The sequence below is a fragment of the Pseudomonas sp. BF-R-19 genome (assembly GCF_019956445.1).
GTDB lineage: Bacteria > Pseudomonadota > Gammaproteobacteria > Pseudomonadales > Pseudomonadaceae > Aquipseudomonas > Aquipseudomonas fluorescens_BH.
In genome coordinates, this window is the sequence record NZ_JAHBDN010000059.1 from 239,711 (window position 1) to 261,846 (window position 22,136).

Consider the following 22,136-nt stretch of genomic DNA (forward strand, 5'->3'; position numbering starts at 1 on the left):
TGGTCGGGCCCCATCGCGAGCAAGCTCGCTCCCACACTGGATCTATGTCACGCCACAAATCCCTGTGGGAGCGAGCTTGGTCCGGGCGGCGATCCGACGATGGGGCCGCAACAGGCAACACAAGGCTCAACGCTTCTCCTGATTGCGCGGCCAGCTCAGACTGAAGCACGCCCCGCCCAGGCTCTTGCTCTTGCCGATCAACGCGCGCCCGCCATGCCAATGGATGATGCGGCGCACAATGGACAGGCCTAACCCATGGCCTCCAGACGCGCGGGTACGGCTGTCGTCAAGACGCAGGAACGGCGTAAAGATCTTCTCCCACGCTGACTCCGGCACGCCCGGCCCGTCATCCTCGATATCCACCCGGCAACGCTGCTGCCCCACCTGATAGCTGATGGTCACCCGTGATTGCGCGTGGCGCATGGCATTTGTCACCAGGTTCTGGATCGCCCGATGCAGATAGCGCGGTTCAGCCTCGACCCAGGCGTCGTCGTTATCGGCAGCCGACAGGCACAACCCGCGTTGCACCGTGACGTCGGCGCGCAACGGCGCCAGTTCTTCGATCACCTGGTCGACCAAGGCATCCAGATCGATCCGCTGAAAGTTCAGCGCCGGCGAGCCCTGCTCCAACCGCGCGTAGGTCAGCATCTCGTCCACCAGCCGGTCGAGGTCCTCGATGTCGTGGTCCATGCCCTGGCAGTATTTTTCCAGGGCTTGCGGTGTAGTGGCCGAGCCAATCATCTCCAGGCCAAAGCGCAGGCGCGCCACCGGCGTGCGCAATTCGTGGGACACCGCGCGCACCAGTTCGCGCTGGATCGCCAGCAACTGCTGCAAGTGTTCGGCCATGCCGTTGAACGCCGAGGCCAGCCGCCCCACCGAGTCCGCGCCGCGCGCCGGCACGCGGGTTTCCAGGCTGCCCTTGGCGATGCGCGTGGCGGCGGCTTCGAGGCCACGCAAGCGTCGCTCGAGCTGACGCACCAGCAGATAGACGATCAAACCGATCAGCGTCAGGCCCAGCGCGGCGATCAGCACCAGCCATTCCGGCGGATAAGGATTCATCTGATACAACGGGCCGATTTCCAGGACCCACGGCGTGCCGACCATGCCGGCAAATACCCGGATCGAGTCGCCCCCCTTGCCCAGCGCCATCACCGTGTCGCCCTCGGACACCCGGCGGCTCTGGTCTTCGTCCATGTCCGCCTGATCGACCGTGACCAGCCGCAGGTCGAAGCCGAAGCCCTTGCTTTCCTTCAATTGCGCCAGGCGCAAGGGCTGGTCGGCAACCGGGGTGCGCACCAGTTCATCGGTCAACAGGTAGATGGTCGCCCGGGCCAGTTGCTCGCTGATCTGCTGCACCTCCCCGGTGAGCATCAACTGCTCCTTGTCGCTGACCAGCTTGTAGACCTTCGCCGCGTGCGGCCCGGTCTGTTCCACCAATGCCTGGCCGCGCAACACACGGGTGCGCTGGGTCAGGTCGAGGTCAGTCTCGGCAAAGGTTTTCAGCGCCAGCGGAATCCCCAGCAGCCGCTCCCACACCAGCAAGGCCCGGTGGCGCTCGGTCTGGTTCATCGGTTGCAGGTTGTCGGCCATCAGCGAAAACGTGCCGTGGGCCAGGCGCTCGCGGTATTGCTCGCTGCGCACCTCATTGAGCAGGTGCAACGCCAGCACACCGAGCACCGCCACCAGAATCAGCGCGGCGCACATGCCGCCATAGATACGCAGGAAGATCGAGTTCACAGGGTCTGGTCTACGCAAGCCTCGGGAACGAACAGATAGCCCTTGCTGCGCACGGTCTTGATCAGCCGTGGATGCTCCGGGTCATCGCCGATCTTCGGGCGGATGCGCGAGATGCGCACATCGATGGAGCGGTCCTGACCGTCATAGCCGATGCCTCGCAGCGCGGTGAAGATCTCCTCCCGGGAGAGGATGCGCCCGGCATTGGCCACCAACAGCCAGAGCAGGTCGAATTCGGCGCTGGTCAGCTCGATGCCGTTGCCCTGCAACCAGGCTTCGCGCAAGGCGTTGTCGACGATCAGTGGGCCGAACTGCAGGCGCCGCTGTTTTTCCGGGGCGACTTCGGGCGTTTCACTGCGTCGCAGCAACGCCTGGATGCGTGCCAGCAACAGGCGCGGGCGTACCGGTTTGCAGACGTAGTCGTCAGCACCCAGGTCCAGGCCGAGAATCTGGTCGGTGTCATCGGTGCGGGCGGTGAGCATCAGGATCGGGCCGTCATAGCGGGCGCGGACCTTGCGGCAAATGCTCAGGCCATCTTCACCGGGGAGCATCAGGTCGAGGATCACCAGGTCCGGTTGTTCCTTGATGATGCGATTCGCAGCGAGCGCACCATCCCCTTCGATCGATACACGCAGGCCATTGGCTTCCAGGTAATCGCGGGTCAGTTCGGCCAGTCGCTGGTCGTCCTCCACAATCAATACCTGCCAGGCTTCTTGCTCCACGGGTGACCTCTGCTTGCCAAAAACACCAATAAGGAAGGATCCGCCCGTCTTTTTGTAATGATTCGGGGGGATAAAAATGTATACACGCTGGGCCGATTGTATAAACGTCGCTCGTCGAGAACACAAGCGGGTAAATGCGTTCGGACAACAGGGTTTTTTGTGATAGGGTTCGCGCCCTTAAAAATCCGCCCGGCCGTTTTCGATCGTTGAAAATCGCTGAAAAAAGGTCCGGTCCAGCAAGGTCGCGGCCTACACGCCGGTTCCCTCTTTCACACACAATTTACGCACAGGTTTATCCACAGGCAGTACGTTGCAATCGCCCCCCAAAACGCATTATCTTGTAGCCCGGCGCTAAAAAAACCCTAGATGTAGGGTTTTGCGCAAAAAACCAAACACAAACCAGACACCAATTTCAAGCGCTTTTATTGCCTCTGTCCGGTTGAACCATACGTATTTTTGAAAGACCAAACCGCGCATGCGGATGGCTACTGTGTTTCGGCCCCGAGTGGTGAAAACGGTACGGGTGTTGCAGTCCCAACTGTCACCTGCAAAGGACCAAGGTTTCAGGCCCAAGGCGTGAGACCAAAGACTTCGGCATGGAAGCGGCGCTCGATAAAGCCCCCTTCCTACTGTCCCGAAGTTGTTATGCCCGGCGCTCGCCGGTTGTAGTGCTTCAGGACGGAACGGTGGGCACCGTGATGGTGCCCAAACAAACATAGAGAATGTGGAGACACTCCCCCATGCAAACCGACACAACTCGCGAGAACCCGCAGGGCACCTTGCCGCAGGCCGCTGATTCGAATTCGGATCTGTCCGCCACCGCGCCAGGTCAACTGCGTGTGATCAAGCGTAACGGCACTGTCGTTCCCTACACCGATGACAAGATCACCGTCGCCATCACCAAAGCGTTCCTCGCAGTTGAAGGCGGCACCGCTGCTGCCTCGTCGCGAATCCACGACACCGTTGCCCGCCTGACCGAACAGGTCACCGCGACCTTCAAGCGTCGCATGCCATCGGGCGGCACCATCCACATCGAAGAAATCCAGGACCAGGTCGAACTGGCCCTGATGCGTGCCGGCGAGCAGAAAGTGGCTCGCGACTACGTGATCTACCGTGACGGTCGTTCGAAAGAACGCGCTGCCCACGCTCCGGCCGAAGAAGCGGTCAATGCTCACCCGTCAATCCGCATCACCCGTGCCGACGGCAGCCTGGCGCCGCTGGACATGGGCCGCCTGAACACCATCGTCACCGAAGCGTGCGAAGGCCTGGAAGAAGTCGACGGCGACCTGATCCAGCGCGAAACCCTGAAAAACCTGTACGACGGCGTGGCCCTGACCGACGTCAACACCGCCCTGGTGATGACCGCCCGTACTCTGGTTGAGCGTGAGCCGAACTACTCGTTCGTGACTGCGCGCCTGCTGATGGACACCCTGCGTGCCGAAGGCCTGGGCTTCCTGGGCGTGGCCGAAAGCGCCACTCACCACGAAATGGTCGACCTGTACGCCAAGGCACTGCCGGCCTACATCGCCAAAGGTATCGAGTTCGAACTGCTGAACCCTGTGCTGGCCTCCTTCGACCTGGAAAAACTGGGCAAGGCGATCAACCACGAGCGCGATCAGCAATTCACCTACCTGGGCCTGCAAACCCTGTACGACCGTTACTTCATCCACAAGGACGGTATCCGCTTCGAACTGCCGCAGATCTTCTTCATGCGCGTGGCCATGGGCCTGGCGATCGAAGAGAAGCAGAAAGAAGACCGTGCGATCGAGTTCTATAACCTGCTGTCGTCCTTCGACTACATGTCGTCGACGCCAACACTGTTCAACGCCGGCACCCTGCGTCCACAGCTGTCGAGCTGCTACCTGACCACCGTGCCGGATGACCTGTCGGGCATCTACCACGCGATCCACGACAACGCCATGCTGTCGAAATTCGCTGGCGGCCTGGGCAACGACTGGACGCCGGTGCGTGCGCTGGGTTCGTACATCAAGGGCACCAACGGCAAGTCGCAAGGCGTGGTTCCGTTCCTCAAGGTAGTGAACGACACCGCTGTAGCCGTTAACCAGGGTGGCAAGCGCAAAGGCGCTGTGTGTGCCTACCTGGAAACCTGGCACATGGACATTGAAGAGTTCATCGAACTGCGCAAGAACACCGGTGATGACCGTCGCCGTACCCACGACATGAACACTGCCAACTGGATCCCTGACCTGTTCATGAAGCGCGTCTTCGATGACGGCAAGTGGACCCTGTTCTCGCCATCCGAAGTACCGGACCTGCACGACCTGACCGGCAAGGCCTTCGAAGAGCGCTACGAGTACTACGAAGCCCTGACCGAGTACCCAGGCAAGGTCAAGCTGTTCAAGACCATCCAGGCCAAAGACCTGTGGCGCAAGATGCTGTCCATGCTGTTCGAAACCGGCCACCCATGGCTGACCTTCAAGGACCCGTGCAACCTGCGCAGCCCGCAACAGCACGTGGGCGTGGTCCACAGCTCGAACCTGTGCACCGAGATCACCTTGAACACCAACAAGGACGAGATCGCCGTTTGCAACCTGGGTTCGATCAACCTGCCGAACCACATCGTCGACGGCAAGCTGGACACCGCCAAGCTGCAACGCACCGTGAACACCGCCGTGCGCATGCTCGATAACGTGATCGACATCAACTACTACTCGGTGCCGCAAGCGAAGAACTCCAACTTCAAGCACCGTCCGGTCGGCCTGGGCATCATGGGCTTCCAGGACGCGCTGTACCTGCAGCACATCCCTTACGGCTCCGACGCTGCCGTCGAGTTCGCCGACAAGTCGATGGAAGCGGTCAGCTACTACGCGATCCAGGCTTCCTGCGACCTGGCCGACGAGCGCGGCGCCTACGAGACGTTCCAGGGGTCGCTGTGGTCCAAAGGCATCCTGCCGCTGGATTCGCAACAGATCCTGATCGAGTCCCGTGGCCAGAAGTACATCGATGTCGACCTGAACGAATCCCTGGACTGGGCACCGGTTCGCGCCCGTGTACAGAAAGGCATCCGTAACTCCAACATCATGGCCATCGCACCGACCGCGACCATCGCCAACATCACTGGCGTCTCGCAGTCGATCGAACCGACCTACCAGAACCTGTATGTGAAATCGAACCTGTCGGGCGAATTCACCGTGATCAACCCGTACCTGGTTCGCGACCTCAAGGCTCGCGGTCTGTGGGACTCGGTCATGATCAACGACCTGAAGTACTACGACGGTTCGGTGCAGCAGATCGAGCGCATCCCGCAAGAACTCAAGGAGCTCTACGCGACCGCGTTCGAAGTGGACACCAAGTGGATCGTCGACGCCGCCAGCCGTCGTCAGAAGTGGATCGACCAGGCTCAGTCGCTGAACCTGTACATCGCTGGCGCTTCGGGCAAGAAGCTGGACGTGACCTACCGCATGGCCTGGTACCGTGGTCTGAAAACCACTTACTACCTCCGTGCCCTGGCTGCGACCAGCACCGAGAAGTCGACCATCAACACCGGCAAGCTGAACGCTGTTTCCAGCGGCGGCAACCACGGTGACGACTCGGTCCTGGCAGCGCCTGCCGGCCCTGCTCCAGTGCCGAAGGCTTGCGCCATCGACGAGCCGGACTGCGAAGCTTGCCAATAAGCTGAGCCGGTAAGCGTCGCAAGGCGCTTACTCGAAACCCCCGATCAGCCTCTGGCGGGTCGGGGGTTTTCTTTTGCCTGTAAGAAGTTAGTGGCTGGACTGGCCTCATCGCGAGCAAGCTCGCTCCCACAGGGGACCGCATTTCCATGAAGAAACTCGATCACCTGTGGGAGCGAGCTTGCTCCGGGCGGCGATCCGACGATGGCGATATCACAAACCACCAAAATATCGGCACACAACAAAAATCCTCAGGCACAAAAAAGCCCCTCTCTCGAGGGGCTTTTTTGTGCAGCACTATCCAGCATCAAGTCATCTGAATGATGGTCTGCATGATGGTGCTCTGGGTGGAGATGGTCTTGGCGTTCGCCTGGTAGTTGCTCTGCGCCTTGATCAGGTCGACCAGTTCGTTGGTCAGGTTAACGTTGGACTCTTCCAGGGAGTTGGAAACGATCGAACCCAGGGTGCCGGTCTCCGGCGCATCGTAGCCCGGGATGCCCGACGCGTAGGTTTCCTTCCAGCTGGTGCCGCCTACTGGCTGCAGACCCTGTTCGTTGGTGAAGCTGGCCAAGGAAATCTGGCCGATCGGCTTGGTCTGGTTGTTGCTGAAGTTGGCCAGCAGCACACCGCTGCCATCGATGGTCAGGTTGGTGATCTGGCCCGTGGCGTAACCGTTCTGTGCCGGAATCGAACGCGCGGTGTCGGCGTTGAACTGGGTGGTGTTGGCCATGGCGATGGTCAAACCTGCTGGATCGGCTGCGGCGCCGTTGGTTGTCCAGACGCCATTGGTGACACTGCCCGGCGTCCAGTTGGTGATTTTCAGGTCACTGCTGATCACCGAAGTCGGTGGCGTGGTTGGTGGCGTCACGGGCGTGCTGACCGAAGTCAGTTTGCCGGTGGAATCGAACGACATGGTCGAAGCAACCGGCGCGGTAACGGTAGGATCACTGCCATCCGGATTGCGGCCATCGATCAGCGTGTAGGTGTCCCACGTGTTCGCTCCAGTCTTGACCATGTATTGATCCATGGTGTGCTGGTTACCCTGAGTATCGAAGATCGGGGTACTGAACGACTTGGTAAAGGTCTCGGTCTTGGACGGGTCGAACTTGTTCGCCGCCACTGTCTGGTCGATCACCGCCGAGGTGGAGTTCAGATTGATCGTCGACGACACGGTGCTGGTGGACTTCGGCGCCAGGTTGGAGGTGTCGATCCGCAGGTCGGTCAGCACGCCATTGACGATCTTGCCGTTGGCATCCACACCGTAACCTTGCAGGCGGGCAGTGCCGTCGCTGTTGGTGACGTAGCCTTCCTTGTCGGTCTTGAACGTACCGGCACGGGTGTAGGTCAGCGAACCGTTGTTGCTCAGGACGAAGAAGCCGTTGCCCTGGATACCCATGTCGAGCACGTTGCCGGTGTTGCTCACGTCACCCTGGCCGAACTGCTGGGAAACGTTGGCCAGGCGCACGCCGTTGCCGACGGTCTTGCTGCCGGTGCCCAGGCGGGTCGCCGAGTACACGTCTTCGAATTCTGCGCGGGACGATTTGAAACCGGTGGTCGCGACGTTGGCGATGTTGTTGCCGGTCACGTCCAGTTGTTTATTGGCTGCATAGAGACCGCTAAGGCCGATATTGAAAGACATCATCCACTCCTTTGTGCCGTGTTAGTCGGCTCTACATACCAATGGTTTGTACTTTGGACAGGGCAACGCTGCCCAGCCCGGCCAGATTGAGCATCAACTCACCGCCGGTCTGGCTGATGGTCACGCTGTTGACGGTGGCGGGCAGGTTGGTGATCAACGCGACGGACTGGCCATCGATCGTGCTCGTGGCGCCGAAGGTGTAGGTGCCCGCAGGTACCGTCTCACCCGCATCGTTCTTGCCGTCCCAGATGAAGCTGGCGTTGCCGGCCTTCTGCGAACCGAGGTCGATGGTGCGCACGGTCTTGCCGTCGGCGTCGGTGATCTTCAGGGTGGCGGACGCCACCGAAGACGGAACCACCACCGTGCCGCTGAGGCTCTTGGTGGTATCGACCACGGCCTTGTCGCCCGGCGCGATGACCGAACGGCCCACCAGTGACGATGCCTGCAAGGCCTGGGACGAGTTGTAGTTGCTGGCCAGGCCGCTCACGGTGCTGTTGAGCGTGGTGATGCCTTCCAGGCTGCTGAACTGCGCCAACTGGGCCACGAACGCGCCATTGTCCTGGGGCTCCAGCGGGTTCTGGTTTTTCAGCTGGGTCACCAGCAACTGCAGGAATGCATCCTTGCCCAGGGCCTGGTTGCCCGTGGCGCTGCCGGTTGCCGACACGAGGCCGTCAGTCGTGGTGTTGGTCTTGATCGAGGAGTTGGCCAGGATGTCGTTGAGGCTCAAACCACTGGTGGAATCGGTAACACTCATCTGAGTCGCCCCTTATCACTGACCGAGGGTCAGGACCTTCTGCATCATGGTTTTGGCGGTGTTCATCATTTCGGCGTTGGTCTGGAACGAACGGCTCGCGGAAATCATGTCGGCCATTTCCTCCACCACGTTGACGTTCGGGTAGTAGACATAACCCTTGGCATCGGCCGCCGGATGGTTCGGCTCGTAGCGCGCTTCGAGGTTGCTCTGGTCTTCGACCACACCCAGCACCTGCACGCCTTGGCCGGCGGCATCCTGGCTCTGGAACAACGAGTCGCTGCCGCCGCTCTGGCCGCCCTGGAACATGGTGGCGAATACCGGGTGGCGCGCGCGGTAGGTCTGGTCGATGCTCGACGAGACCGTCTCGGCGTTGGCGATGTTCGAAGCGACGGTGTTCAGGCGCGTGGTCTGCGCACTCATGCCGCTACCGGCAATGTTGAAAACACTGGATAGAGACATGGCTTACTCTCCGCGCAGGGCTGACACCAGCCCTTTGAATTTGCTGTTGAGCAGGGTGAAGCTGGCCTGGAAGCCGATCGCGTTTTCCGCGTAGTTCGACTGTTCCAGCTGAGCGTCCACGGTGTTCTGGTCGATCGACGGTTGCATCGGCGTGCGATACAGCAACGACTCGTCGCCATTGCCCAGGCCTTCAGCTTCGATGTGACGGCTGTTGGTCATGTTCAAGGCGAAGGTGCCGCTTTTGGTTTTCTCGTTCTGCTCGGCGAGCACTTTCGAGAAGTCCAGGTCCCGAGCCTTGTAGTTCGGGGTATCGGCGTTGGTGATGTTGTTGGCCAGGACTTCGGCACGCTGGGCGCGGAAGCCCAGGGCTTGTTCGTGGATACCGAGCGCTTTATCGAAGCTGATGCTCATGTCGGGAAACCTTCGGGTGACCTGATTTTTCGTAGGATCAACTTAGCAAGCCCCATGCCAATTCAAAAAACCCCGGAAACCGGGGCTTTGCCGGCCATGGCAACGCGGCAATGCCAGAAAAGCGGCAACGGTTTTCCGCCGGATGCCGCTTTTCTGCCGCTTGATCCACTTTCGAGAACACCACCTAACAACTGTGGGAGCGGGCTTGCTCGCGAAAGCGGTGTGTCAGAAAAACAAGTACTGACTGACAAGACGCTTTCGCGAGCAAGCCCGCTCCCACAGGGGGATTTGTGGTGTGTGGGGGAGATATTGCGGACAAAAAAACGGGAGCCCCAGAGGACTCCCGTTTTTTGATGACACCAGCGAATCACTTCGCCTGGTAAATGATCCCCGGGCTGCACTGGACCATCTGGTAATGATCCGGCAAACCGTTCAACGCTTCGGAAGCACCGAGGAACAGGTAACCGCCCGGCTTCAACGTGCTGTGGATACGCAACAGGATGTCCTTCTTCACCTCGGCGGAGAAGTAGATCAACACGTTGCGGCAGAACACGATGTCGAACTTGCCGAGGCTCGCGTAGCTGTCCAGCAGGTTGAAGGAACGGAATTCCACCCGGCTCTTGATCGGCGCCTTGATCGCCCAGCGCCCCGGCCCTTTCGGGTCGAAATAACGCTGCAGGCGCTCGGGTGACAAACCGCGGCCGATGGCCAGGCTGTCGTACTCGCCGGTCTTGCAGTTGTTCAGCATGGTACCGGACAGGTCGGTGGCAACAATCTGCACGCCCATCCTCAAGTGGCCCAGGTTGACACGCTCGAACTCGTCGATGGACATCGACAGCGAATACGGCTCCTGGCCCGACGAGCACGCCGCCGACCAGATGCGCAGGCGCTGGCCGGGACTGGCCTTGATCGCCTCGGGCAGTACCTTGTTCTTCAAGACTTCAAACGGGTAGGTGTCACGAAACCACAGGGTTTCGTTGGTGGTCATGGCATCCACCACCTGCTCGCGCAAACCGCTGCGCGGCTGGGTCTGCATACGCTGAACTAGCTCCCCCAAAGACTTGATGCCTTGCTGTTCCATCAGTTTGTTGAGACGGCTGGAGACCAGGTACTGCTTGTTTTCACCGAGCAAAATGCCACAGGCTTTTTCCAGGAATACCCGGAACTGTTCGAAATCCAAATTACCCGTAGACAATGATGCCGCCTCTTAAATCGTGTTGACTGCCAGGGGTGCGAACCCCTAGCTGATATCTGCTGCTTTGATCCGGTCGACTACCCGGGATGCCAGGTCATCAGGACGGAACTTGGCCAGGAAGTCATCGGCACCGACCTTCTTGACCATCGCCTGATTGAATACCCCCGACAACGAAGTGTGCAGGATGATATGAAGCTTTTGCATGCGCGGGTCGTTGCGAATTTCCGCCGTCAGGGTGTACCCGTCCATCTCCGGCATCTCGATGTCGGAGATCATCATCAGGAACTCTTCTTCCGGCTTCCTGCCCTCGTCGACCAGTTTGCGCAGGTAGTCCAGCGCTTGCCGACCGTCATTCAACGCCACCACTTCGACGCCGACCGTTTGCAGGCAACGCGTGACCTGCTTGCGCGCCACCGATGAGTCGTCGACCGTCAGCACGCGCAACGAAAGCGCCTTGTGCTGGGTTTCGACATCCACCACGCCCACGGAAATCGCTTCCGGTGTCGGCGCCACTTCCGCCAGCACCTTCTCGACGTCGATGATTTCGACCAGCTGGTTATCGACCCGCGTCACCGCCGTCAGGTAGTGATCGCGCCCGGTGCCCTTGGGCGGCGGATGGATCTCCTCCCAGTTCATGTTGACGATGCGCTCCACCGAGCGGACCAGGAAACCCTGGGTCTTGGTGTTGTACTCCGTGATGATCACGAACGGATTGTGCTTGTCCTTCAACGCACCGGAGCCAGTCGCCATCGCCAGATCAAGGATCGGGATGGTCGCCCCCCGAATGTTCGCCACGCCGCACACGACAGGACTGGACTTGGGCATCAGCGTCAGTTTGGGGCATTGCAGCACCTCCCGAACCTTGAACACGTTGATCCCGTACAGTTGCTGGCCGTCGAGACGGAACAACAACAGCTCAAGGCGATTCTGCCCCACCAGTTGCGTGCGCTGGTTTACCGAATCCATTACACCCGCCATGCCCAGACTCCTACACCAACGCCAAGTGTTGTTGCGACGCGCCTTCATCACTAAACGGCACGGCGCTTGCTTTTTTAATCGTTATGAACACAGAACCGACATTTTTCCGACGCCTGATCACACCCTGCCAAAAATTGCTCGGCGTGCTGGCGGCTGTTTGCCTGTTCAACGCTGGCAGCCCTGCCCTTGCTGACGCGGTTACCTTGCCTGACATGCTTATCGGCGTCACTCAGGGCTTTCTTGAATTCACCGTAGAAGACTATCTGGCTACCAGCCAAACGGAAGGTCGCTACGAGATCCAGGTCAACCCGCTCGATCCGCGCATGCACATGCCCATGTGCGACAGGGAATTGACAGCAACGCTTGAGAGTCCCAAGCCATTGGGACGGGTTACGGTCAAGGTCCGCTGCGAGGGCGTTTCCCCCTGGACAGTCTTCGTGCCCGCTCAAATCCGCCTGTTTCGCGATGTCGTCACCAGCGCCCGGCCACTGCGCCGCGCCGCCATTGTCGAGCCTGGGGATGTGGTCCTGCGCGAGCGCGATATCAGCCTCACCAGCCAGGGCTACCTGACCTCCCTCGATCAGGCGATCGGGCAACGACTGACCCGACCAATGGTCGCCGACCAGGTGATTACCCTGGTGCATATCGAACAGGCCGAGGTCATCCGCAAGGGTGATCAGGTGGTGATTACCGCCCGCAGCGGTACGCTCAGCGTGCGCATGCCGGGCGAAGCGCTGTCAAATGGCAGCCTGAGCGAACAGATCCGGGTGAAAAACCTCAACTCCCAGCGAGTCATCAAGGCGCAGGTCATGGCGCCGGGGCAGGTGGAAGTGTCCATGTAAGGCGCTCTGCTCATCAGAATGTGGCGCTTGCCGCGGCTGTTCCCTAGACTGTGTTCCAGGCACGGCAAGCGCTGGCGCGCGCAAGGTTCATTGATAAATGGGCCTAAAGTTTTCCAGGGAATGGCCGAAACCATGGCAAGCGTCCAAATTCCCAGAGGTTTTTATCATGGTCATCGATTTCAGCCGTTTGAACAGCTCCTCGTCCCTTACGGGCAGTACACGTACCAGCGCCAGCAAGGAAAGTGCCGAGGCCGGCAAATCCGCGCCGCTGGAGTCCGCGGCCGAGCAGGCCGGTACCGTCAAAAGCGGGGAATCGGTACATCTCAGCAATGAGGCTCAACAGTTGCAAAAGGTCACTGACAAGCTGCGCGATCAGCCTGCCGTCGACAACGCCCGCGTGGCCGAGTTGAAAGCAGCGATTGCCGATGGCAGCTATAAAGTCGACAGCAACCGTGTAGCCAGCAAACTGCTCAACTTCGAAGCCCAGCGCTAGGCCACCGCCGGCGCCAGGCTTTTGGACGCTTAAAACCCAAGGCCAGCCATGCACGACACTCATCTACTGCAACTGATCACCGACGACTTTGCCCCGGCGCAACACCTGCTGGAGTTACTGCAGACCGAATCCCTCGCCTTGCATGGCCGCGACATGCCATTGCTCGAGAACATCCTGGCGCAGAAACAGGCATTGGTCGTTTTGCTCGAACAGCATGGCCGCAAGCGCAGTGAAATCCTCGCCAGCCTCAACCTGCCGACCAACCGTGGCGGTCTGGAGCAATTGGCCGGCCAGTCGAGCATTGGCGAGCAGTTGCTGGCGCAAAGTGACGTGCTGACCGATCTCCTGGCCCAGTGCCAGGCCATCAACGCCAACAACGGCCAGTCGATCCTCACTCAGCAGGCCGCTACGGCCACCCAGCTGAAAATCCTCACCGGCGGTGAAACCCCGGCGCTTTACGATGCCAGCGGAACATTCTCCAAGCGTGCCAAGCCACGCCCGCTCAGTCAGGCATGAGCCGGTCAATGCCCCCCGCTCTATCAAGACACGCAACATACTGGCAAACTGCTATCCTGCCGTAGTCAAATTTTGTCTGGAGATTGATTAACCGTGTCCAATGCCTTATCCGTGGACGATGCTCCGCAGCCACCCAAGGTGCTCTCCACGCCCTTGGAAATCTCCAGCAACCTGCGCCAGCTGCTCGAAAGCCATGACCCGCTGATCATCACGTTCCACGAGCGCAGCCAGCGCTTCCAGAGCTATCTGGTGGACCTTGACCGTGACAGCAACATGATTGCCCTGGACGAAATGATCCCCCGTGATGGCGAGCGCTACCTGCTGGCGGGCGAGCCATTCAGGGTCGAAGGCTTCCACGAAGGCGTACGCATTGCCTGGGAAAGCACCGGCCGGTTGAACATCGACGAATCCGCTGGCAGCCGCTGCTATCGCGGTGCCCTGCCCGATGAAGTGGTGTACCACCAGCGCCGCAATGCGTTCCGCGCCGCGCTGAAACTGGCACAACTGGTCAACGTCAACCTCGACGGCGAAAAGCTCAAGGCCCCCATCAGCGGCAAGCTGCTGGATATTTCCGCTACCGGCTGCAAACTGCGCTTCGACGGCGACATCACTGGCAGCCTGCAACTGGGTCAGGTGTACGACCGCTTCAGCGCCGAACTGCCCTTTGGCAAGATGACCGCGCCAGTCGAGTTGCGTTATCTGCACTTCGAAGAAAAGATCTCCACCACCTTCGCCGGTGTTCGCTTCCACAACATGAGCGGGCTGGTGCAGCGTCAGGTCGAGCGCTTCGTCTATCAGTTGCAACGCGAAGCACGTCGCTTCGACAAAGACGACATCTGATAGAGCGTCAACAAAAAACGGGCAGCCCCTTGCGGTGACTACCCGTTTTTTTGTGCCCCGATTTTAAGGCCTGGCCTCGGTAAAGCTTTGCTCGCGCCCCGAATCAGGGTCTTCTGGCGGTTGATCGGGTTCAGATTCAGGTTCGGCTGACGGCTCCGGATTCACCGGGTTGCACATCTGATCCTGCACCACCTGCTCATCGACCCGCGGATCCAGCGCCGCCACCAGTGGCGAACTCGTCATATTGTCCGGCATGGCCACGTGATGCAGCGGTGCATCGTCCACCTGATGCAGGTTGGTCACCGCTTTCGGACGAATTCGCCATACGAGTACCAACGCAAAGAAGCTGAAAAACGCGTAGAGCATCTGGCTGCCGAACAGCTTCATCAGCACGCCCGCCACCAGCGGCCCGATACTCGCACCCACGCCATAGGTCACCAGCAACATCGCCGTCAGGGACACCCGACGATCACCTTCGACGTGGTCATTGGAGAACGCCACCGCCAACGGATACAGGCAGAACTGCACCAGCGAACAGACGAAACCGGCGATAAACAGAACCTCCAACGGCACCTGCGGCATGATCGCCAGCGGCAGTGCAGCCAGGGCCAGGCTGAATGCAAAACTGCGGATCAACACGGCCCGGTCGTAGCGGTCGGACAACCAGCCCAATGGCCACTGCACCAGCAGCCCGGCAAAAATGCAGCTACCCATGAACAGACCGACCTGCTCCGTGGACAACCCTTGCTGCGAAGCATACAGCGGCGCCAGACCGTAGAACGAACCGACGATCAGGCCTGCCCCGAGCACCGTGCTCAATGACTGTGGCACGCGCTTGATAAAGAACCGTGGCTCCATCGGTGCCGGATGCAAGGGTGCCGGGTGGATCCGCCGCGTCAGGGCCACGGGCACCAGACACAAGGCGAAACACAGGGCGACCAGCATCAGCAGCTCCAGCCCCAGCGCCGGGTGCATGACCAGAATCAGTTGCCCCATCACCAGGCCCAGGTAGGAGGCGATCATGTAACCGCTGAATACCAACCCGCGCTGCGTGGCCTCGGCCTGTTCGTTCAGCCAGCTCTCGATCACCATGTACTGGCACATCATGCCGAGGCCGACGATCACCCGCAGGAACAGCCAGGCCGGCAACCAATCGGTCAGGCCATGACCCAACACCGCCGCGCCGACAATCCCGGCACAGGCCGAGTAGGCCCGGATATGCCCGACCCGGGCAATCAACCGGTGACCGATCTTGCCCCCCAGCACCAGGCCGAAATAGTTGGCGGCCATCAAAGCACCGACCCACAGGCTGTCGACATGGTCGGCCGCCAGGCGCAGGCCCAGGTAAGTACTCAACAGGCCCGAGCCGATCAACATCATCAGCGAGGCGAAATACAGCGCTCGAAAGGATTTCCAGATTTGGCGCAACGAGCGGCTCCTTGCAGTGAGAATCGGCTACCGCTAAACGATAGCCGGATGTCGACGGATCGTCAGGCCTGGGTCGCTAAAACACGACGCTCCCAGGGCGTAATTTCATCATGGAAACTGCTCAGTTCCAGGGTCTTCGAAGCGATGTAGCCTTCGATGAATTCCGCGCCGAACAGTTCCTTGGCCAACTGGCTACGTTTCAGACGCTCAAGTGCCGCATGCAAGGTACACGGCAACGAAAGATTGTCCGGCACTTCGAACTCACCCTGGATCGGCGCACTCGGTTCCAGTGCGTTCTCGATACCATGCAAGCCCGCCGCCAGGCTTGCGGCAATCGCCAGATACGGATTGGCATCGGCCCCCGGCAAGCGGTTCTCGACCCGACGGGCCACCGGCAAACTGGCCGGAATGCGCAGGCCGGCCGCCCGGTTGTCGTGGGACCAGCAGGCATTATTCGGTGAGGCGTAAGGGTGGCACAAGCGCTGATAGGAATTCACGTTCGGCGCAAACAACGCGGTGAAGTCGGCCATGCAAACTTGCTGACCGGCAATGAAGTGGCGGAACGTCGGCGTCTCCTGCCCCGCTTCATCACTGAACACGTTACGCCCCGAATCGATCTCCACCACACTTTGGTGAATATGCATCGAACTGCCCGGCGTATGCGGCAACGGCTTGGCCATGCACACCACGCTCAGGCCGTGCTTGAGGGCCACTTCCTTGAGCAAGTGCTTGAACAGGAACGTCTGGTCGGCCAGCACCAACGGATCACCGTGCAGCAAATTGATCTCGAACTGGCTGACGCCCATTTCGTGCATGAAGGTATCGCGAGGCAACCCCAACGCCGCCATGCACTCGTAGACTTCATTGAAGAACGGCCGCAAGCCGTTATTGGAACTGACGCTGAACGCCGACAGACCGTCTTCGCGGCGACCGTCCAGCCCCAACGGCGGCTGGAACGACTGAGTCGGGTCGGTGTTAGGCGCAAAAACGAAGAACTCAAGCTCGGTCGCCACCACGGGCGCCAGGCCACGGGCCGCGTAACGGGCAATCACCGCCTTGAGCTGACCACGGGTCGACAGGCTGGAGCTGGTGGTGGTGCCCAGTTCATTCGCGTCGCAAATGGCCAAGGCCCGCGGTGGATGGCTCCAGGGCAAGCGGTGGATTTGTGCTGGGTCCGGGATCAGCGCCAGGTCGCCATCATCGCTGCCGTAAAAACGCGCCGGCGGGTATCCGCCCATGATGCATTGCAGCAGCACGCCCCGCGCCATCTGCAAACGTCGACCGTCGAGAAAGCCCTCGCAGGTCATCACTTTGCCCCGTGGAACGCCATTCAAATCCGGCGTGACACACTCAACTTCATCAATGCCCGTCAATCGCTGCGCGAGTGAACTCAGGCCAACGGTCCTCATGACGCTATCCTTGTTATTGTGCGGGCCGCGAACGGCGACCGTACAAAATAGGCTCCGCGTGTTCGGAATTTCAAGCAGCGTCGAAAAATATGCTGCCTGTCAGGGCAGGTAAAGGCGGAACACCCCACCGCCCAACGGACCACCATTGCTGATTTCGGTACGCCCACCCACGCCGTTGCGTTGATGCAGTGCGGCAATTCGCCCGGCAAAGTACAGGCCCAGCCCGGTGCTGCCAGTGCTTTGATTGATGCCCTGCACGTAATCGGCCTGACGCTCGAGCATCTGCACCGGGTATCCCTCACCATCGTCATTGATGGTCAACACCAGTTGCCCGGCTTCGTCGCTGACGCTGATCAAAACGGCATGCCGTGCAAAGCGAATGGCGTTGTTGATGCAGTTGGCCAATACCGACGCGATCAACTCACGGTCGAAGAAACCCAGCGGGCTCAGCGGGTCCACTTCAAAGGTGGCCATGATGCCGCGACTGGCGAACACCTCCTGATGGCATGCCAGTTGCGCTTCGATGAAGTCGTCCAGTTCATGGTAGGCCGGTTGCAACGGCATCTGGTTGACGCCGAGCTTATACAGCCCCAGCAGCTGCACCAGCATGCCGTTGAGGTGGGCGAACTCGAAGTCGATCACGCCCTGCTCCGGCGTCTGCTGCGCCGCCTCCGGCAATCGCCCCAGCCACTGGCTGTGGGCCTGCATCAGCATGGCCAGCGAGTTCTTCATGTCGTGCACGGTAGAGGCGATCACCGTGGAAAAATCCAGTGCTTGTTGGTTGTCGCTCATTGGCCAAATGCCTTGCTTTTGAGCTTCTGGTAACGCGGATAGCGCGCGTCGGAGTCGGGCATCAGGCCGACCATTTTCAGGCAGGTCCGGCACTCCTCCAGCTCCGCCGAAGGAGCACTGGTATCGGTGCCATGCAACAACGACTGCGCCATGTTCAGGGCGATACTGATGTTCTTCGGTTGCATCGCCAGGGCTTCGCGGAATACCTGCCGGGCCTCCACCAGGTTGCCGGTCTTATACACGCGCACGCCCTGACGGTTGAGTTCCGCGGCAGCGTTGCCGGAGTTGAGGATGCTCGGGTCGTCGGTCTGCTTGGCGATGTCCTTCATGACCACCGGATCGTCGCCGTAGATTTCCACGCAGTTTTTCAGCATCGCGGTACCGGCCTCGGTCTGCCCGAGCATTTTCAGTTGCTTGGCCACCAGTAACGCCGCTTCGGCGCTCATGAATTGCTCCATGCCATCCAGGCGCAACAAGGCTTGCTCGGTAAGCTTGTCCGCCGTCTCGGCATCGTTGAGCAACAGGCTGGTGGCTTTCATCAGGCGCGCCCGGATTTGCAGGCCCGGATCGGAAGGGTTTTCCTTGGCCACGGCGCTCAATGTGGTGTTGATTTCCAGTCGGGTCCGCGTGTCCAGGCCCCTTTCGCTGCCCTTGCTGATCAACGCATGGGCCAGGCCGAGGTTGCTCTCGGCATCCTTGAACCGCGACTGCGCGCCCTGGCTCACTGCCTGGCGATAGGCCTTGGCCGCCGTGTCGAAGTCCTCGTTGGTCATCGCCAGCTTACCGAGCAACGCTTGCCGGCGCACCGCCAGCGGCGACAGGCGAATCGCCTCCTCCAGAACGCGCTGCGCACCCTTGGTGTCCCCTTCGGCGACCAGCACGTCAGCCATGCCGTCGTAGAGCGCGGGCATCATCGGGAAGACTTTCAGGGCTTTTTCATAAATGCCCTTGGCCTGCCCGACCTGACCGCGCTTGAACAGCAACTTGCCCAACCCGGCAAACGCCCATGGCAACGGACGGTCGGCGATGATGCCGTCATAGAGGCGCTCCAGCGCTTCGTTCTGATTCAGGTCGCGCAGGGCATCGGCGCGATAGCGCAGGCACAATGGCGAGTAACGGATATCTTGCTTGCACAGGGCGATGCAGGCGTTGAGCACTTCCATCGGCTTGCCCTGGTCGAGGGCCTGCAGGATCGGTTTGAGCAGGGTCTTGCGCTGCTCCAGGCGCTCCAGGCGCTGGGCCAGGCTGGAACGGTTGAATGGCTTGGTCAGGTAGGCATCGGGTTCATGTTCCAACGCACTGAGTACCATGGCCTGGCTGGTTTCGGCGGTGACCATGACGAACACCGCTTCATGGCTGATCAGCCTTTCTTCCATCAGGTCTTCGAGCACCTGCTGGCCATTCTTCTTGCCGTCACCCAGGTGAAAGTCCTGCAGGATGAAATCGTAGGCCTTCTGCGAGCACATTTTCAGCGCCTGCTCACCGGTATCGGCAGTGTCCACTTCCTTGACGCCCAGTTCGCGCAGCATCGACCTGACCGAACTGCGAAAGTCCGAGAAATCATCGACGATCAGAAAACGCTTTTGGTGATACGACAGCATCGAAGATTTCCAGGCAATTTAAGAAGAAGAACCCAAAGACAAATACACGGACGGACTCAGCTTCGCAGCCCTTGATTTGGCGCGCAGATGATAAAGGGTGGCACTAGGCTATCAAACACCTTCGCATAGACAATGAGCCCCCATGCCGACCGGAAGAGACGAACAAGCCCCTGACTGTCCGGGTTATCGGCCAGCAACAGCGTTCCCTTGAGAACCTTCCCCGACGCTCATTCTGAATATGTGAAGCCCTTACTGAAAACGACACCTCGCGCACAAAAAAATGCTGATACATGAACACCAGCAATACATGAACATCAGCAAATGCCGGTGGCTGGCCAGGCAGAATTCGCCGATAAATTGACTAAGTCGATATTGGCACTCCTAAGTGAACACCACTCGTCGATTAATTGACGATTTCAATCAGGATCAGACCTTGGCCACTGGCCACCCGTGGCGAGCCTAATACCTTGATTTTCGAGGGTTACCCCCCCTCTTGAGAACAGCGGTCAGGCCTACTCGCACGGGGCTTGCATCGAGGACCGACGGATGGGCAGACAGGTAGCGCTCCGGGCTGGCCTAGAATCAGTTGAGAGGCGGGAGGGAGCACATCATCATGCGCAAACCATTGAAAATTACTCGTATTGATCTTCTCTCCCGGGCTTTGTCTGCCTGTTGGAAACGTTCGCCCTCCCTGCCGGTGCTGTTGATGGAAATGGCCCAAGGACCTCTGGAGGCCATCGCTGGTTTTTCAAGGGGGTCAGGAAGATCATGACTGACCAAAAAGAACACATTCGCGTGATGTTGATCGATTGTCGCCCCCTCGTGCTTAAGGGCCTTCACGACTTGATCAATGCCAGAAAGCCCCAGATGGAAGTGATAGCACAGGCCACCACTTATACCAGTGCGCTGGATCTTGCCGATCAGTTGCGGCCCAATGTCATTTTTTTCAGTTTCTTTCCGGATGCACTTAATCCTCTGGAGATCGTCGCGGGACTCACCCGTAGCGCCGAAATGAAAGTGCTGCTGCTCAAGGGTCTGTACGAAGTCGTCCCCGCTGCCCAGGCGATAGAGGCTGGCGCTCGCGGCATCGTACTGGCGGAAGACCCGACGGAATCGATTATCCAGGCCATCCTCAAGGTCCACCATAGCGACTTCGCAATGGATAGAGCCTGGGCTGGCGGCCTTTCCGGCTATTCCGCGACCGGGCACATACCCTTGAAATGCAATCTGGAGCGGGCGAAACAGGCGCGGCTGACGCTGCGCGAGAGAGAACTGATTCGCGCCATCGTGGGCGAACCGTCCGCCAAATATGTGAGCATCGCCGGGCGCCTGGGGATCAGCGAGCACACCGTGCACAACCACCTCAGCAACATCTATCAGAAGCTTAATCTCATCAACCGCATCGACTTGTTGATGTATGCGCTGAAACACGGGCTCACCAACGAAGCACCGACCGAGTCCGCCTGGGTGGAACTGGATTGAATTTCAAGTCAATACAAGACGGTCTGCCCTTCACTTTCAGGGGGTAGGTCGTCATTGTGTCGCCGTCCTTGTCGAAGACCCAGAACAGGGTACCCGCAATGCTGATGTCGTTCCTGGTATCCCCTGCCGCGTTAACCTGTATCTACCCGCCGCGCTCATTAAGCCTTGTGCTGCTCGATAGTTCACGGCGGATCCGTTCACGCGCGATGCCTCAGGCACTGCCAAAAAAGATGTCGTTACTCTGAAGATCGACCCCGACCAAGGTGATGGTCGTTGTTTTAAGTTGGCGGCGAAACTCTGGGTGTCGTTGTCGTCAGCGTCTCCTGCTGGGTCGCGCCTGCCGAGTCGTCGGGATTCACGTACCACGAAGTGGTGACGATCGGCGTGTACAGGCGGGATGGGAGATTCAGACTACGGAGAAGAGATGGAACGTCACGAAGGTAAAGTTGATGGCTTCGAAAATCCCTGGCACCTGAATTTGTCGAACTTTATCTACAAGTCGTGAAAACGAAGCGTTGAAACAGGCAGGGGAGCTGCAAAATATGGTGTCCCAGGGCAGGTTCGAACTGCCAACCTTCCCCTTAGGAGGGGGATGCTCTATCCAATTGAGCTACTGAGACACACGTTGACCGCGACGAAACGCGATGCGATGGACGGCGTGCATGTTAACGGCCGGGCTGGCTTTTGTCATGTCGTCCGTAGGGCTTTTTAAGTGTAGGCAGTCGCCTCGGCCGGGCGCGGACTTGTTTACCGTGCAAATTGCATCACCGCAAAAAGCCATCATTGAAAAATGCAATAATGCGTTTTACCAAAAATAACTTAATTCATTGTTTTTAAAGAATTTAATTGCCGATAGACTCTGGCGTGCGAGCTGCTGGCAGCGACAAGCGACCAGCACGGCTTTGTCAGCCAGGAAAACATCCTGGTACCGGCTCCATCTGCCGAACGCTTGGTATTTTGAAATGACCCCCACCAGGAGCACAGCATGTCCAGATCAGCCGCGAGTTTCTTCATCCTCGCCATGTTGAGTGGCATTTTTCATCTGTCATTGACCCAGGACATGGTCGTCACCCTCCCCCTGATCGCCTGTGGCGTATTCAGCGCCCTGTTCGTGCTCGCATTGATTGCCGGACGCAAGATCAAGTTTGATCCGGTACTGCGTTGATCCGACATGGCAGATCCAGTGCAAGGGCCTGCCATCCATCCTGA

At 59.5% G+C, this 22,136-nt stretch carries 20 protein-coding genes and 1 tRNA gene; 8 read left to right on the forward strand and 13 right to left on the reverse strand.

Features of this window, described 5'->3' with window-relative positions; all coding sequences use genetic code 11:
* Window positions 1-126: 126 nt before the first annotated feature.
* Together KGB28_RS17305 and KGB28_RS17310 are read right to left on the reverse strand one after the other, a co-directional pair.
* Window positions 127-1,737, reverse strand: a complete 1,611-nt coding sequence (locus KGB28_RS17305; RefSeq protein WP_223446608.1) for an ATP-binding protein — start codon at window positions 1,735-1,737, stop codon at window positions 127-129.
* Window positions 1,734-2,456 carry a response regulator gene (locus KGB28_RS17310; protein WP_007980115.1) on the reverse strand — a complete coding sequence of 241 codons (723 nt, stop codon included), beginning with the start codon at window positions 2,454-2,456 and terminating at the stop codon, window positions 1,734-1,736. The genes KGB28_RS17305 and KGB28_RS17310 overlap by 4 nt, the downstream gene beginning before the upstream one ends.
* Before the next feature lie 740 nt (window positions 2,457-3,196).
* Here KGB28_RS17310 and KGB28_RS17315 point away from each other — a divergent pair.
* Window positions 3,197-6,091: a ribonucleoside-diphosphate reductase subunit alpha gene (locus KGB28_RS17315; protein ID WP_223446609.1), complete on the forward strand. Its 2,895-nt coding sequence runs from the start codon at window positions 3,197-3,199 to the stop codon at window positions 6,089-6,091.
* A gap of 304 nt (window positions 6,092-6,395) precedes the next feature.
* Here the strand turns inward: KGB28_RS17315 and flgE are convergent, their stop codons facing one another.
* The 6 genes from flgE to KGB28_RS17345 all read right to left on the reverse strand — a co-directional run bounded on the left by flgE (window position 6,396) and on the right by KGB28_RS17345 (window position 11,524).
* The gene (gene flgE / locus KGB28_RS17320) at window positions 6,396-7,727 is read right to left on the reverse strand and encodes a flagellar hook protein FlgE (RefSeq protein ID WP_317853306.1); all 1,332 of its coding nucleotides are present in this window, start codon (window positions 7,725-7,727) and stop codon (window positions 6,396-6,398) included.
* A 31-nt stretch (window positions 7,728-7,758) separates the two neighbouring features.
* Window positions 7,759-8,481 (reverse strand): flagellar hook assembly protein FlgD, encoded by a 723-nt coding sequence (flgD, locus tag KGB28_RS17325; protein WP_223446613.1) that lies wholly within the window; start codon window positions 8,479-8,481, stop codon window positions 7,759-7,761.
* Between the two features lie 15 nt (window positions 8,482-8,496).
* Window positions 8,497-8,940 carry a flagellar basal body rod protein FlgC gene (gene flgC / locus KGB28_RS17330; RefSeq protein WP_007980123.1) on the reverse strand — a complete coding sequence of 148 codons (444 nt, stop codon included), beginning with the start codon at window positions 8,938-8,940 and terminating at the stop codon, window positions 8,497-8,499.
* 3 nt (window positions 8,941-8,943) lie between these two features.
* Entirely contained in the window at window positions 8,944-9,351 is a 408-nt protein-coding gene (gene flgB / locus KGB28_RS17335) for a flagellar basal body rod protein FlgB (RefSeq protein ID WP_223446614.1), read from the reverse strand.
* Between the two features lie 367 nt (window positions 9,352-9,718).
* Window positions 9,719-10,546: a protein-glutamate O-methyltransferase CheR gene (cheR, locus tag KGB28_RS17340; RefSeq protein ID WP_223446616.1), complete on the reverse strand. Its 828-nt coding sequence runs from the start codon at window positions 10,544-10,546 to the stop codon at window positions 9,719-9,721.
* 45 nt (window positions 10,547-10,591) lie between these two features.
* Window positions 10,592-11,524 carry a chemotaxis protein CheV gene (locus KGB28_RS17345; RefSeq protein WP_223446617.1) on the reverse strand — a complete coding sequence of 311 codons (933 nt, stop codon included), beginning with the start codon at window positions 11,522-11,524 and terminating at the stop codon, window positions 10,592-10,594.
* A gap of 83 nt (window positions 11,525-11,607) precedes the next feature.
* On the opposite strand from KGB28_RS17345, the gene flgA reads away from it, so the two are divergent.
* The 4 genes from flgA (at window position 11,608) to KGB28_RS17365 (ending at window position 14,215) form a co-directional block, all read left to right on the forward strand.
* Window positions 11,608-12,366, forward strand: coding sequence for a flagellar basal body P-ring formation chaperone FlgA (gene flgA, locus KGB28_RS17350; RefSeq protein ID WP_223446619.1), 759 nt, complete (start codon window positions 11,608-11,610; stop codon window positions 12,364-12,366).
* Between the two features lie 166 nt (window positions 12,367-12,532).
* Complete coding sequence (gene flgM / locus KGB28_RS17355; RefSeq protein WP_056728065.1) at window positions 12,533-12,859, forward strand: flagellar biosynthesis anti-sigma factor FlgM; 327 nt, start codon at window positions 12,533-12,535, stop codon at window positions 12,857-12,859.
* A 48-nt stretch (window positions 12,860-12,907) separates the two neighbouring features.
* A complete protein-coding gene (locus KGB28_RS17360; protein ID WP_223446621.1) occupies window positions 12,908-13,375 on the forward strand; it encodes a flagella synthesis protein FlgN in 468 nt (155 codons plus the stop codon).
* Window positions 13,376-13,468: 93 nt separating this feature from the next.
* Window positions 13,469-14,215 (forward strand): flagellar brake protein, encoded by a 747-nt coding sequence (locus tag KGB28_RS17365; protein WP_223446623.1) that lies wholly within the window; start codon window positions 13,469-13,471, stop codon window positions 14,213-14,215.
* A 63-nt stretch (window positions 14,216-14,278) separates the two neighbouring features.
* On the opposite strand, the gene KGB28_RS17370 is transcribed toward KGB28_RS17365, so the two are convergent.
* From KGB28_RS17370 to KGB28_RS17385, 4 genes are all read right to left on the reverse strand, one after another.
* Window positions 14,279-15,643 carry an MFS transporter gene (locus tag KGB28_RS17370; protein ID WP_223446625.1) on the reverse strand — a complete coding sequence of 455 codons (1,365 nt, stop codon included), beginning with the start codon at window positions 15,641-15,643 and terminating at the stop codon, window positions 14,279-14,281.
* A 62-nt stretch (window positions 15,644-15,705) separates the two neighbouring features.
* Window positions 15,706-16,950 (reverse strand): glutamine synthetase family protein, encoded by a 1,245-nt coding sequence (locus tag KGB28_RS17375; protein WP_223446693.1) that lies wholly within the window; start codon window positions 16,948-16,950, stop codon window positions 15,706-15,708.
* Window positions 16,951-17,151: 201 nt separating this feature from the next.
* Window positions 17,152-17,844 carry a sensor histidine kinase gene (locus KGB28_RS17380; RefSeq protein WP_223446626.1) on the reverse strand — a complete coding sequence of 231 codons (693 nt, stop codon included), beginning with the start codon at window positions 17,842-17,844 and terminating at the stop codon, window positions 17,152-17,154.
* Window positions 17,841-19,445, reverse strand: coding sequence for a tetratricopeptide repeat-containing response regulator (locus tag KGB28_RS17385; protein ID WP_223446628.1), 1,605 nt, complete (start codon window positions 19,443-19,445; stop codon window positions 17,841-17,843). Before KGB28_RS17385 ends, KGB28_RS17380 begins: the two co-directional genes overlap by 4 nt.
* Window positions 19,446-20,058: 613 nt before the next feature.
* On the opposite strand from KGB28_RS17385, the gene KGB28_RS17390 reads away from it, so the two are divergent.
* Both KGB28_RS17390 and KGB28_RS17395 read left to right on the forward strand, forming a co-directional pair.
* Window positions 20,059-20,217: a hypothetical protein gene (locus KGB28_RS17390; RefSeq protein ID WP_191628043.1), complete on the forward strand. Its 159-nt coding sequence runs from the start codon at window positions 20,059-20,061 to the stop codon at window positions 20,215-20,217.
* On the forward strand, window positions 20,214-20,927 hold the full coding sequence (locus tag KGB28_RS17395) for a response regulator transcription factor (protein ID WP_223446630.1): 714 nt from the start codon (window positions 20,214-20,216) through the stop codon (window positions 20,925-20,927). Before KGB28_RS17390 ends, KGB28_RS17395 begins: the two co-directional genes overlap by 4 nt.
* Before the next feature lie 543 nt (window positions 20,928-21,470).
* On the opposite strand, the gene KGB28_RS17400 is transcribed toward KGB28_RS17395, so the two are convergent.
* Window positions 21,471-21,547 (reverse strand) — tRNA-Arg (locus KGB28_RS17400).
* A gap of 365 nt (window positions 21,548-21,912) precedes the next feature.
* Here KGB28_RS17400 and KGB28_RS17405 point away from each other — a divergent pair.
* A complete protein-coding gene (locus KGB28_RS17405; RefSeq protein ID WP_223446632.1) occupies window positions 21,913-22,092 on the forward strand; it encodes a PA3371 family protein in 180 nt (59 codons plus the stop codon).
* Window positions 22,093-22,136: the final 44 nt, after the last annotated feature.